Raw genomic sequence first — 13,724 nt, 5'->3', positions numbered from 1 at the left:
GTTCAATATAGAATTAAAACAAAAAAAGCGTTTGCTGTATGGCAAACGCTTTTTTTTATAGATAACATTTTAAATATTAATTGTAAACACTCTCTTTTTTGAAGTGAGTTGTTAGTAAATAATAAATTACCACTCTGTATTTATTTCTGTTAGAGCGACCGTATTTTTCTAAAACGGCATCTATTGCTGCATCTAATTCCGGTCCATCTGCAAGTCCTAATTTCTTAATTAGAAAATTGTTTTTTACCGTATCCAATTCGGCTTGTTGACTTCCAGCTACCGTTGCTGAATCATCATTATAAATTGACGGACCACAACCAATAGTTACTTTTGTCAACAAATCCATATCTGGATTTACACCACATTTGTCTTTCAAATCGGCAGCAAACTTTACAATTAATTCGTCTCTTGCACTCATAAATAAAAGTTTAATATTTGATTATTAGTTGTTTAACTCTCTCAAATTTAAACAATTAAAATTATCATTTAACGAACAGTACAAAATAATTAAATCAACTCCTTAAAGTACTGCAGTAAAATACTATCGTTTTTTAATGTAGGTGTGAAAATTTCCAAAATACTTGGTTTTTCATTTTGAGCATACAAATCAGTCAAACTTGTTGCTAAACTCACTTCATCACTGGCAATTGTATACTCAAAGCCATACATTTTAGCCAAATTTTCCGCCGTTAAGCAATGGGAAGTTTCAAAGAAGGTATTAAAAACAGGACTTTCTTCATGTCCTGGTAAAATCCTAAAAATACCGCCACCTCCGTTATTAATCAAAATAATTTTGAAATTTTTTGGAATGTAATTGTTCCATAATGCGTTACTATCATATAAAAATCCAATATCACCTGTAATGAAAACGGTTTGTTTATTATTGACTACAGCCGCACCAATCGCCGTAGAAGTGCTGCCGTCAATTCCGCTGGTTCCGCGATTACAATACACTTCAATAGACGGATCAATGTCGATTAATTGTGCGTAACGAATGGCTGAACTATTGCTTATTTGCAATTGACTGTTCTTTGGTAAACCTTCTATCACTTTTTCAAAAACTTTAAAATCTGAAAAAGGAATTTTGTCTAGATACATATCACTTTTTAGCTTTCGCAACACTTTTACTGCATCTAATTGCTGGAAATAAGTACTTTCTATTGCGTTTGTAAGCGGCAAGAAAGTGTCAAAAAACGGATTTGGGTCTACTTCAAAATGTTGGGTCAAAGCGCCAAAAGTATCATATGCTCTTAGATTATCAATATGCCAATGGTGTTTTGGTTTGTATTTTCTTAAAAAAGCCTTGATTCGTTTTGAAACGACCATTCCGCCAAAAGTGACTAAGATCTCCGGACGAAAATTTTCAAAATCTTCATTCGTAAAAGGGGTAATTATCGTGTCTATATTATTGATAAAAGTAGCGTGATGCACGTTTGAAGTCGTTTCAGTCAACACGACAACCGACGCGTCTTTGGCGAAAGCCTTAATTATATTTTCGCTAATAACATTCGGATCATTCACCCCAACTAAAATCATTTTTTTAGTAGAATTGTTCCAAATCGTTGCATATTCCAAAACGTCTTCAATGGAAATCGTCTGAGTCACATTTGCGGAAGCGATGGTTTTCACTTCGACAGAAAGTTCCGAAACGGTTTCGTACAAAGGCTCTTCAAAAGGCGCATTGATGTGAACGGGACCTTTTTGAGTGATAGCCGCATTGATGGCTTCATTGATTTTTAAATCATTTTCGATTGAAACGTCCTCATGCAAATTAGCATTGTACAAAGAATGGTTTTCAAATACATTTTCCTGCCGAATCGTTTGTCCATCGCCAATATCAATTTTGCTTTGCGGTCTGTCTGCCGAAATCACAATCATAGGAATCTGGCTGTAAAACGCTTCCGCAAAAGCCGGATAATAATTCAATAAAGCAGAACCCGATGTACACACTAAAGCCACGGGTTGCTTGGTTTGTTGGGCTATTCCCAGTGCAAAAAAAGCAGCCGAACGCTCGTCAGCAATACTGTAACATTGAAAAGCGGGATTGTTTACAAAACCAATTGTAAGAGGGGCATTTCGAGAACCCGGAGAAATAATTATGGTGGTGATTCCTTTGGCCAAACAAATTTCAATAATGCTTTGTGCTAAAGGTATTTTGGGGTAAATCATTGTTTTAGTTTCAAAGAAACAAAGTTACAAACTTGCCAGGCTTTTTGCTTTATTTTTAGCTCTTTTTTCTTAATTTTGAAGGAAAATAAATGCTTCATGGAAATCAAAATAAGACCGGCTGTTTTTACCGATTTAGATACAATATTGGAAATCATCAATCACCAAATACTGAACAGTACTTCGATTTATGATTATGAGCCACGTGATTTTGAAACTCATAAATTGTGGTTTGAAGACAAGTTAGCCCATGATTTACCTGTAATTGTCGCTGAAACTGAAAATGGTACGATTGGATACGCTACTTATGGTACTTTTCGTCATAAAATAGGCTATCGTTTTACAGTGGAACATTCTGTTTATGTTGCGGATGAATTTTTAGGAAAAGGCATTGGTAAATTATTATTGGCTGAATTAATCCAATTGGCAACAAAACAAAAATACCACACTATGATTGGCGTTATTGACTCCGAAAACAAAGGAAGTATCGCTTTTCATCAAAAATTTGGTTTTGAAACCGTTGGCGTTATCAAAGAATCTGGCTATAAATTTGATCGTTGGTTGAGTTCCGTTTTCATGCAATTGATTTTGGATAAAAAATAATTTCCACTACAAATTTTCACAAATTGTTTTTTTGTAATTACAATTGAATGTTTCTTTAAGCTAAACTCAAGTACATTTAAAGTGTATCTTTGCGCCTTTATAATTATTATGAGCTTTACTCTTCTTTCATCGCCTTTACAAGGATTTACCGACTTTCGTTTTAGAAACGCACAAAACAAACTTTTTGGCGGAATCGATACTTTTTACTCGCCTTATATTCGGTTAAACGGAAAAATGGTAATCAAACCATCATACGAGCGTGACCTACTTCCAGAAAATAATCTGGATTTAGAGGTTATTCCGCAAGTAATCACAAACGATGCCGATGAATTTTTATTTGTGGCCAAGTATGTTCGCGAATTGGGCTATAAAGAATTAAACTGGAATTTAGGCTGTCCGTATCCTATGGTTACTAAATCTGGAATGGGTTCTGGTTTGATCAGCAATCCCGAAAAAATCAATAACATCCTTCACAGAGCGCACACTGAATCAGATATTATTGTGTCCATGAAAATGCGTTTGGGATATGAAAACAGTGAGGAGATTCTTGATGTTTTGCCTATTTTAGATACGTATCCTATTAAAAATATTGCGATTCATGCGCGTATTGGGAAACAACTGTACAAAGGTGGCGTAAACTTAGATGCGTTTCAGTTATGTGTTGATAACACTAAACATAAATTGTATTATAATGGAGATATAACCTCAGTGGCTAAATTTCATGAAATGCAAGAACGATTTCCAACTATTGATCATTGGATGATAGGACGAGGATTAATTTCGGATCCATTTTTACCTAATATGATAAAAAACAATACTTCAGAATATCCTGCTAACAAAATGGAATTGTTCAGTGCGTTTCACGATACTTTATATGCTATTTATAGTGAATCTCTTTCTGGTTCAACCCATATTTTATTGAAAATGTATCATTTATGGGAATACTTTTCGGCTACGTTTTCAAATCCACATAAGGTTTTAAAGAAAATAAAAAAGGCGCAAAGTATTCGGAATTACGAGGCTGCTGTAGCTGAAATTTTCAAAAATGAAAAATTATAATTCAAAAATAAACGATTAAGAAACTATGAATAATTAAGCAACGAGTGTTACCAGCACTTAATGTGTTACTGATTATCATTTGACAAATATTAAATTCTTAGTTAGTCCATAAAAAAAATGAGATTTTCAGCTGCTGAAAATCTCATTTTTTTTTATAGAACTAGTAGATTATAATTAGGCTTTGATCCAGTTCATTACTTCAGGATCTGTTACTAATGTTTGTGGCGAAATTACTTTTTCTAATTCTCCGTTTTCGTTAATTAGGTATTTTTGGAAATTCCATTCTACAGCAGAATCCTGTAGTCCGTTTTTAGATTTTTGTGTCAAAAACTGATAAATGGCCGCCATATCATCGCCTTTTACAGATACTTTGTCCATCATAGGGAAAGTCACTCCGTAATTCATTTGGCAAAAAGTAGCGATTTCTTCATTAGTTCCTGGCTCTTGGGAAGCAAAATTATTAGCTGGAAAACCCACAATTACTAAGCCTTTGTCCTTATATTCTTTATAAGTAGCTTCTAAATCTTTATACTGTGGAGTTAGACCACATTTTGAAGCAGTATTTACTATTATTACTTTTTTGCCTTTTAAAGAAGCAAAATCAAAACTCTTACCTGATAAATCTTCAACTTTGAACTGATAAATGGTTTCTTTTGCTATTGCTGGAGTACTCATGATTGTTTGGGATTTTTTAGGTTGTGCCTGATTTTGACAGCTAAGTAATACTAAAGTACAAGTTGCTATAAATACAAGTTTTTTCATAATTGAAATTTTTTATAAAATTAAATAAATATTTGTTTTAAAAAAGTGTTTTTTAGTTAAACAGTAGTTAAATAAAAAAAGAAGCCTGACACTATGAAATGCCAGACCTCCAAACAAATAAACAACAAATCTTAATGTGGTATTTAAAACGTATAGGTAATCTTTCCCTTCATGAAGAAAGGCGTTCCTGGAGTAAAATGAATTTCTTCAACACTTTCAGGCTCAATTTGAAGCCTGGATTCTGTTGCAAACTGTGTTTCGTTCCATGCTGTGTCAAATATATTCTCTACTGCAATTCCGAAATTGATATTCTTATATTGATAATTAACATTTAAATCGGAAATAAAATAACCTTTGGCAACGATTGAATTATCTTCATTTGCTGGACGATTTTTCAAATATCGGTAGCGAATTCCACCTGAAAAACCATTCAATTTTTGGAAACTCAATCCTCCTGTCGTGGTAAAATCTGGTGCTAACGGTATGTAATCTTGTCCCTTAGGTTCGTCAATACTCCTAGCGTACGTATAATTTGCATCAGCATCAAAATACAACCAGTCGTTCAACTGATAACGCAATCCTAACTCTGCTCCCACTCGTCTTGATTTTCCGCTTGGCTCAATGATTCCGGCATCTCCCACGTAAACAAACTCTTGTTCCAAAAATAAATACCACAAAGCTGAATTCACAATTAACTTAGGAAATGGTTTCCAAATGGTACCAATATCCGTTCCTATAGCGGTTGGTAAAATTTGCTTTCCACTGTTTTGAACAACTACACGCGTATCATTCGAATGGAAACCCATCCCTGATTTTACAAAAAATTGTAAATTATTATTCTGTGAATAAATAAAATTTAGTTTTGGAGAAAATTTCACTTTCGATTCCGATTGTGTTTTGTAATTCTCCATCAATTTATCTTGGTAATTGAATTTAAAATAATCCAATCGAATCGCTGGGTTAATCATCAGTTTTCCAAAATTGAATTCAGAATTGAAATAGGAAAACAAATTAGCTTGATTAATATCCCCTAATTGTATATTCTCAAGAACCGTTCTTCTATTCAAAGTATGTGAAAGCTCCGTATCTGTTGTTGCATCTGCACGAAAACCTCCACCAAGCTGTAACAAAACATCCACCTCATTTAATTTCGTTTTCTTATTCAACTCGGCATTCATTCCATAAATATCCCTGTTTTCTTTCTGTTTAATTTGGTCGCCATTTATTGGATCATCCAAGAAAAAAGTAAAATTAGAATACAATTCAAATTGATAATTGGAATAAAAAGCATTTGCCTTTAAGAACGTATTTTCATCAATTGGCTTGCTTAAACTCGCATTAAAATTGGTTCGAGAAGTAGTTCCTCCTTCAGTATCATCAACCGCACCAAATCTTGAAATCGTTCCATTATCAACTAAACGTTGCGGAATTTGACCAGAAGCGTCCCATTTGCTGGTAAAGCGAGAAGCCAAGATTGAAAATTTGCTGTTATCCTTCAAAATAGCAGAATATTTACCCAATAAATTGACTCTGTTAAAATTTTGTGGAGAATCAAATGGACCATCTGTTAGGATATATTCTGTGGCAATGTAAGCACTTTGCGTTTTTTGGTTGCCCAAAAGATTAAAAAGCCCCACCGTTCTCAGCGTATTGAATTGCCCTACTTCGACACCAATACTACTTTTTTCAATTTTATCCTTAGTTTGGAAGGCAACGTATCCTGCCGTAGCAAAATCCCCTTTGTTGGCATAATACGTTCCTTTTCCAAAATCTATTTTTTCTACCGTTTCCGGGATTACAAAATGCAAATCAGCGTAACCCTGACCATGTGCGTGAGACACCATATTTACAGGCATTCCATCTACCGAAATGGCAATATCCGTTCCGTGATCGATGTCAAAACCTCTCAAAAATATTTGTTCAGCTTTACCTCCACCGGCATGTTGCCCGATAAATAATCCTGGTACTTTTCGTAAAATTTCCTGCGAAGAATTTACCGGTGTCGTTTGCAAATCTATTTTAGAAATGACATTCATGGCTGATAGTTTGGGTTGAATAACAATTTCGTCTAATCTAAAAATATCATCCTCCAAAATAATTGTATCATCCGAAGAAACAATGGTGAAATCTGATTTTTTATATCCTAAAGCCGTTATTTTAATCACATTTCCAATAACTGTTTTATCCAAACTGAACATCCCGAATTCGTTCGTGTGTGCATGGCTTTCGGAATTGGTGTTTACTAAATAAGCATTCTCAACAGGATTTCCGTCGCGATCCAAGACTTTTCCTTTTTGGATTTGGGCATACGAAGACAACCCAAAAAGGGTAATCATCACTACAATAATATTTTTCATACGCTATAATTGGTTTACCTTTTTCTCGAAGTTCGGTCCCAATTCATACAAACTGGATAGTAATTCTTCCTTAATCGGTTTCGTTTTAAGCGCTAAATTATTTGCTTTGTAAATCATTGCCAAATGATACTGTACCTTTGGTTCGAAAGATTTTCCAACTACATGATTCTGAGCGATTTCTAATGCTTTTTTATTCTCGCCCACATTTAAGTAAGACCACGCCAACAAATCATAAGAATCTGCAGTAGGTCTGTGCTCAACTTCAATTTTAGCAATTTCTAATGCTTTTTGAGCTGTTTGTTTATCATCAGCATAAATCAAAGCATTGTATTTATTGTACATAGCACCATAATTATTTTTCTCCATCATAGAAAAATAGGAATTTCTATTTTTCATTTCCTCACTTTTATTTCCTTCAAATTGGGCGATTTGAGATTTCAATAAATAAAAATCAGGCGTGTTATGAGTGGCAGCGATAGCATCAATAATTCTGTTGGCCTCATTCACATTTCTTTCATTAGAAAAAACAATCCACGCAATACCTTTTAAAGCATAGGAATAATTAGGATCTAATGCTAATGTTTTCAAGTAACTGTCATACGATTCCTGAATTCTTCCAGCATGTCCATAAAAATCTCCTAAATTAGAATACGACCAAATTTTAAGTACTTTATTGTCTTCTTTATCAGCAATATCTCTTGCTTTTTCCATGAAAGTGATAGCGGTATCCAAATCGCCTTTATGATCGTTCCACTTTGCCAAGCGAATCAAATAATCAAAGCTGTTCATGTCTCTAATGGCATTCAAATTTATGACCGCCTCAGGATAATTTCCCAGTTCCATTTGAACATCAAACAATAATTTTTGAGTTTCTTTTTTCCCTTCGCCTATTGCTAATGCTTTATTAGCCAAAATTAATGCTTCTTTAAAGCGGTGTTGTGAAATATAATTTCTGGACAAAGATCGAATGGTTGAAACTCTTGAATAATCGTAGGCTTCATTAGATTTTGTCAGTAATTCTTCGGTTTTATATAGATTTTTTACATCTCCAGTATATTCAAAAAGCATGTTGTAATTTGATGCTAACTGACTTAAATAACTGATTTGATTTGGCGCTGCATCGAATTTTTTTTGCCAATAGTCTATTTCTTTATGAGCATACTTGAGTCCTATATTTTCTTTTAAAGTCAAGTATTTATTATAGTCCTCTGCTTTTGTAATTTGTTCTGATTTAGTATCGCAACCGAATATAAATAGGATTGTGAAAACTAAAAATAATAGTGTTTTTAAAGTTTTCATACTCTAATTGTTTTGTTTGTTTGTTTGTTTAAAAAAAACAGAGCGAAATTTATTGCATGCACTCTGTTTTTTTTTTAAAATATTACCAAGCAGAAGCTAAGTAAGGGAAAGTTGTACTAAATGCTTTATCATTTGAATTCACATTATCTTTAGTCAGACCTGGATTAGATCCACCTGTTGGTCCACCAAAAATTAATAAAAGCTCTACATCTATGACATCATCTGCCAAAGCTCTTCCTGTTAAAACATTAGTTCCATCGAAGAAAGTAGTTGGAGCCGTTTTAGAAACTCCCAATACATCTGTTGCTAGAAGACCCGAAAGCTGAGCAGCAGTTTGACCTAAAGCATTAGTCGTATAAGCAGGATTCAAAGCCAATAATCTAGATTGAAAAATAGATTGGTATTTTGCTCCCATTGCCGATGGAATTGCAACATTAAAGTCATCTTTAGGTTGTCCTGAAGCAACGAATACCGTATTGATTGCTGGTCTTGCCATTTGATCTTGCTGAACAAAAGTTCCTGAAAAATCAAGGTTTACGGAAGAATCACCGTTTGAATCGTCATTGTCACAATTTACTGAAACAACTGCAGCTACTAGTGCGATTGTTATAATTTTGAATTTATTTGTTTTACTCATGATGTTTGTATTTAAGAAATCGTAAATTTCGATTTCATGTTTTTACTTTTTTTAATAAAATTAATTATTGTTTTTTCTTAGTTTCTGCCCAAACATTAATTGTACTTGAAGAGCCTAACATTGTTTTAGGAACTTCTACTACAATTGACATTACATTGGTCCCTGCAAATGTATCAGTACCTGGATTATTAAATCCTGTTGCTGTTCCTCCAAGAATTGCTTGGAATTGACCTAAATCAAAAAAGAAAGGATCATCTCTTGGTCCTGCAAAAAATTTCATTCCGTTTTGCTCAGCAGTCACAGCAGCTGCACCATATTGAGATATTTTCACACTTCCTGCTGCTGCACCAGTTTTAACTGTGCTAGTTATTCCTGTAGTTCCTGGAGCAACTGGACCAAAGAAATACATTTTGTCATCTCTTTTGATAGCTTGAATTACTAAGTCTTCAATATTATCACCGTTGTTGTCAATATTGATTTCTACCATAACATTGTCTTTAAATGTTGCAGCGCCTGTAGCGTTAGGACTTAACAATCCTTGTGTGTTTACTGCGAACACTAAATTACTTGTGTTTTGTCCTTGGAAAGCATATACATCTGTAATGTCACCTGCATCTCCCGACATTGTTCCTGGAGCATCAATGTGATCCGCTGCTACTAAAATCAAGCCTGAAATCGCCACTAGCGACAGACCTAAAATCATTTTTGTTTTTTTCATTTTGTTAAAATTTAAAAGGTTATAAAGTCATTTACGGGATAGTTTCCAATTTGGTTTTCTAAATTCTTAAAAAAAAACAATTTAATTTTTAATCATCAATAAATCAGTACCTTAAGTTCTTAAAAAAAATACAATTATTTTTAGTTTATTTATTTTACTATCTTGAATTCGTTAAAATTGAATATTTTTAAATAAGAATGTATAAGTTTGTAATAGAAAAACAATAAGATATGAGTCAAGAAGAGTTATTAGTATTAGTTTACAAGAAAGACGAAAGGGCATTTACACATTTATATGATATGTATTCCAAAAGTTTATTTTCAGTTATCAATGTGCTTGTAAAAAACAGAGAAGAAGCCGAAGACGTCCTACAAGAGGTGTTTGTTAAAATATGGAAGAACATTGATTCCTACCATGAAAGCAAGGGGAGATTTTATACTTGGATTCTCAATATTGCCAGAAATACTTCTATTGATAAACTGCGTTCTAAAAACTTTAATAACAGTCAAAAAAACCTTTCTACTGATAATTTCGTAAATCATTTTGAAGACAGTTCTAAACTATCGGACAAGGTGGATACTATAGGTTTACAGGAATTTGTAAAAAGACTGAAACCAAAATGTATACAAATAATTGATTTACTGTTTTTCAAAGGCTACACCCAACAAGAAGCTTCGGACGAGTTGGCAATTCCTTTAGGAACGGTAAAAACACAAAATAGAAATTGTATTAATGATCTACGAAATTATTTGAAAGTATAATGGAAACAAAAGAATATATTGAATCAGGAATTCTGGAACTTTATGTTTACGGTTTATTAAGTGAAACCGAAAACGAGGAAGTTACAGCTATGGCAAAAACCAACCCGGAAATAAATGCAGAAATTATAGCAATTGAAAAAGCAATTATTGCACTATCATCTAGTTTTTCACCATTTCATTCGGTAGCTAATTTCGAAAAAATTAAAGAGAAATTAGAGCTAAAACATGCCGAAGTCATACAATTAGAACCTACTAAAAACAGGTCTCAATACATTGGGTGGGCCGCAGCTGTGTTATTATTGGTGGGTATTGGTTACCAATACAATCAGTTGAATCAGACGTCAACGCAAGTCGCCAATACTGAAAATGAAAAAGCAAAATTAGAGAAAGAGTTTAATGTATTAAAATTGAAAAATTCGGCTAATGAAACCAGTTTAGCGGTTGTTAGGGATATTAAAAATACGGTTGTGGCCCTTGGTGGACAGGCAATTGCTCCGGAATCTTCGGCTAAAGTGTATTGGAATCAAGATACGAAAGTCGTTTACATTGACGCTGCTGGTTTACCAGAACCACCAGAAGGAATGGTGTATCAAGTTTGGGCCTTAAAATTAAGCCCATTGACTCCTACCAGCATTGGATTATTGGAAGACTTTGATGTAAATGAACAAAAATTATTTGCTGTAAATAATGCTAATGAAGCAGAAGCATTTGGAATTACACTTGAGCCTAAAGGCGGAAGTTTAACTCCTACAATGGAGCAATTATATACGTTAGGAAAAGTGTAAAAACATATTTTCTTAGACAATAAAAAGGTTCAACCGCACCGCAAAGTTGAACCTTTTTTTATGGAAAGAATTTACCTCTTTTCAGATAATTAAAATTTTAATTGGATTTAGTTACTTTTGCTTGACCGTTCGCACTTACCCCACTATTACTTCCTGCAGCACCATTTTTGTTTACATAATTTGGATTACTATTGGTTATTTGACCGTTATTAGTAAGTACTGAAACAGTATTTACAATTAAAGTAGCGGTAGCACTGCCTGAACAATAAATTCCGTTAGCGTCCTGAGTAGCACTAATTGTGGTACTTCCTGAACCTATAATATTTACCGTAGTCCCACTAATTGTTGCTACTGATGGATTACTACTCGTATAAGTGAAAATCCCAGAACTGTTACTAAAAGGCGCTACAACAGTATAATTTGAATCATAGTAGGTTTTAGTACTGTCATTAAAATTGCTAATTATTGGTTCTAAACAGCTTACAATAGTTACTGCAATTGGTTTTCTAGCACTTTCACAGTTATTTACTGTTTGTGTAACGTAGTAAGTTGCTGAAGTTAAACCAACTGAGGAAACCAAAGGACTTCCTCCTAAACTAGCCAAATACCATTTAATGTTAGTTCCTGTTGCAACCAAATCTGCAATGGTAGCCGGAGAATTAAAACTTTGATTATTTGCTATAGGCTCTGAGGGCGGTACACACGCTGTAGTTCTGGAATACGTAAATCCACCCCCACTCGCTCCCGAAGTCCATGCAAGTATTGTTAATTCTAAAAAAATATTCTCATTAATCAAATGCACGACATATGTTTTATTGATGCTATTTACGGCATTGTAATTAACTGCTTGTTGCCAATTTGTATAAGTTAAATTTGCATAGTTTATCAATAAACCCTCTGCCCATTCCGTGTTTGATGGAGAAAGTCCTCCAAACCAACTTTCTGTAGCAATGTTAAATAAGCCTTGCTGATCTGCCCTGGTTAACTTAACTGTACTCGTAATAACATCTTGATTCTGTTCTAAAGTATAATCGGCATAGTTCGCTTTACTAAAAGTTATAGTTGGTCCATTCCAAATTACGGGAGTTGTAGTAATCTTTATAGCTCCTGATGGATTGCTTACTAAAACAGTATTGTTTCCAGAAACCACAACGTAGTAATAAGTTGTTCCTAAATCAGTACTTAGAGGTACGTAAGAACTTGCAGTGGCACCAGTAATTAATGTTCCACCAGTATTGCTAATACTTAAGTTTTTATACCATTGGTAAGTTATACTATTACCGGTAGCTACAATGTTTAAACTACTTACGGAACTATTTTGAATTATTGTTTGATTAAAATTGGCTGGTTGAGTAGTAATTTCAATACCTACACGAACATATCCAGAAACATTACTATTGCAAATGGTGGTTGCGGAAGAAACAACAGCATAGTAATATTGAGTTCCCTCTACAGCGGTATTTGGCGTATAACTCGTATTGGTTTCTCCTAAAAGAAGTAATCCACCAGTATTTGACTTCACAGTATTGCTGTACCACTGGTATGTTGTGTCAGGATCGCCAGACAACACACTTAGAGTAGTAGGCGTTCCTCCCAATGTAACTGACTGGTTGTTAGCGCTTGGTTGAGTTGCCAAAGTACACACACCGTAGTAAATCCCTTGTTTAGATTCAATTGTCTGGCGAGGTGCGGTTAATACCGTTGAAAACAAGATTAACTCACTCACGTTACCATTATAAAATACTTGTCCTCCACTAAAAGTCTGATTGGCACCAATAGCTACTGATGTCACCGCTGAAAATGTTCCACTGTTACGATTTGCAGTGCCATCAATTGCTCCGTTAGAGTATAAAAATATTTGTCCATTAGATCTATTTCTGGTCCAAGAATGTATCCGAGTGGTATTGTCATTTACAATTGTACTTCCTGCCACAGAATTATCTGACGACCCGTTTCCTGCAGTAAATTTATTATTGTAAATACCATATGCAAAGTCTGTAGTGCCACCAGGCTGCTCAGAACCAAATATACCGTTCATTCTATACCAAGTATTAGCACCTCCACTACTTGTATTTGAATTTAAGGCTTTATAAACCAGACAACCAGTCAAATCATTATTGAATGCAGTGGATGTCACTACTAAAAATTGTGATCCTGAGAAAAGTATTGTTGGTAATCCGTTTAATCTTTCAATAACTCCAGAAGTACTAATTTTTGGTTGATTTATTAGTGTATTTTGAATGGCATTGTTTCCATTCCCACTTTGATCGTACCAAATAGTCACGAAACCATTATTTGCACCGACAAAAGTCAACAATGCGGCAGTGTCCATATCTCCATTACCATCAAAACCGATATCTTGAGTAGTATTATCGGTACTACGTCTTACCTGTATGGCATTACCAGCGTAAGAGCTGCTTAATTTCCTCAAACTATAAGCTCCTGCCGCAGGCGTAGCACTCGTAAGCCCTAATTTGTCTAACGTGTTTTGAGAATACCCTTCAAAACCAGCAACAATCAAAATAAAGATAAATATTTTTTTATAAAATCCCATGATATACCTATATTGAAAGTTAT

General features: G+C 34.2%; 12 protein-coding genes. 4 read left to right on the top strand and 8 right to left on the bottom strand.

Going from position 1 to position 13,724, the window contains the following annotated elements; translation table 11 throughout:
* Positions 1-76: 76 nt before the first annotated feature.
* Both E0F91_RS02835 and menD read right to left on the bottom strand, forming a co-directional pair.
* Positions 77-418: a DUF2853 family protein gene (locus E0F91_RS02835; protein WP_132064837.1), complete on the bottom strand. Its 342-nt coding sequence runs from the start codon at positions 416-418 to the stop codon at positions 77-79.
* Positions 419-507: 89 nt separating this feature from the next.
* Positions 508-2,169, bottom strand: coding sequence for a 2-succinyl-5-enolpyruvyl-6-hydroxy-3-cyclohexene-1-carboxylic-acid synthase (menD, locus tag E0F91_RS02830; RefSeq protein WP_132064836.1), 1,662 nt, complete (start codon positions 2,167-2,169; stop codon positions 508-510).
* 96 nt (positions 2,170-2,265) lie between these two features.
* On the opposite strand from menD, the gene E0F91_RS02825 reads away from it, so the two are divergent.
* A complete protein-coding gene (locus E0F91_RS02825) occupies positions 2,266-2,769 on the top strand; it encodes a GNAT family N-acetyltransferase (RefSeq protein ID WP_132064835.1) in 504 nt (167 codons plus the stop codon).
* A 108-nt stretch (positions 2,770-2,877) separates the two neighbouring features.
* Positions 2,878-3,828, top strand: coding sequence for a tRNA dihydrouridine synthase (locus tag E0F91_RS02820; RefSeq protein WP_132064834.1), 951 nt, complete (start codon positions 2,878-2,880; stop codon positions 3,826-3,828).
* A gap of 174 nt (positions 3,829-4,002) precedes the next feature.
* Here the strand turns inward: E0F91_RS02820 and E0F91_RS02815 are convergent, their stop codons facing one another.
* The 5 genes from E0F91_RS02815 to E0F91_RS02795 form a co-directional block, all read right to left on the bottom strand.
* Positions 4,003-4,590, bottom strand: a complete 588-nt coding sequence (locus E0F91_RS02815) for a glutathione peroxidase (RefSeq protein WP_132064833.1) — start codon at positions 4,588-4,590, stop codon at positions 4,003-4,005.
* 143 nt (positions 4,591-4,733) lie between these two features.
* Complete coding sequence (locus E0F91_RS02810) at positions 4,734-6,947, bottom strand: TonB-dependent receptor (RefSeq protein WP_132064832.1); 2,214 nt, start codon at positions 6,945-6,947, stop codon at positions 4,734-4,736.
* Positions 6,948-6,950: 3 nt separating this feature from the next.
* Positions 6,951-8,246, bottom strand: coding sequence for a tetratricopeptide repeat protein (locus tag E0F91_RS02805; RefSeq protein WP_132064831.1), 1,296 nt, complete (start codon positions 8,244-8,246; stop codon positions 6,951-6,953).
* Positions 8,247-8,328: 82 nt separating this feature from the next.
* The gene (locus tag E0F91_RS02800; RefSeq protein ID WP_132064830.1) at positions 8,329-8,883 is read right to left on the bottom strand and encodes a DUF4331 family protein; all 555 of its coding nucleotides are present in this window, start codon (positions 8,881-8,883) and stop codon (positions 8,329-8,331) included.
* A gap of 64 nt (positions 8,884-8,947) precedes the next feature.
* The gene (locus E0F91_RS02795; protein ID WP_132064829.1) at positions 8,948-9,601 is read right to left on the bottom strand and encodes a DUF4331 family protein; all 654 of its coding nucleotides are present in this window, start codon (positions 9,599-9,601) and stop codon (positions 8,948-8,950) included.
* A gap of 230 nt (positions 9,602-9,831) precedes the next feature.
* Here E0F91_RS02795 and E0F91_RS02790 point away from each other — a divergent pair, with 230 nt between their 5' ends.
* On the top strand, positions 9,832-10,362 hold the full coding sequence (locus E0F91_RS02790; protein ID WP_132064828.1) for an RNA polymerase sigma factor: 531 nt from the start codon (positions 9,832-9,834) through the stop codon (positions 10,360-10,362).
* Positions 10,362-11,147 (top strand): anti-sigma factor, encoded by a 786-nt coding sequence (locus tag E0F91_RS02785; protein ID WP_132064827.1) that lies wholly within the window; start codon positions 10,362-10,364, stop codon positions 11,145-11,147. Before E0F91_RS02790 ends, E0F91_RS02785 begins: the two co-directional genes overlap by 1 nt.
* Before the next feature lie 97 nt (positions 11,148-11,244).
* Here the strand turns inward: E0F91_RS02785 and E0F91_RS02780 are convergent, their stop codons facing one another.
* Entirely contained in the window at positions 11,245-13,701 is a 2,457-nt protein-coding gene (locus E0F91_RS02780; RefSeq protein ID WP_132064826.1) for a hypothetical protein, read from the bottom strand.
* Positions 13,702-13,724 lie beyond the last annotated feature (23 nt).

This window comes from Flavobacterium sandaracinum (genome assembly GCF_004349135.1).
Lineage (GTDB): Bacteria > Bacteroidota > Bacteroidia > Flavobacteriales > Flavobacteriaceae > Flavobacterium > Flavobacterium sandaracinum.
This window is presented reverse-complemented; position numbering and strand designations above follow the sequence as displayed.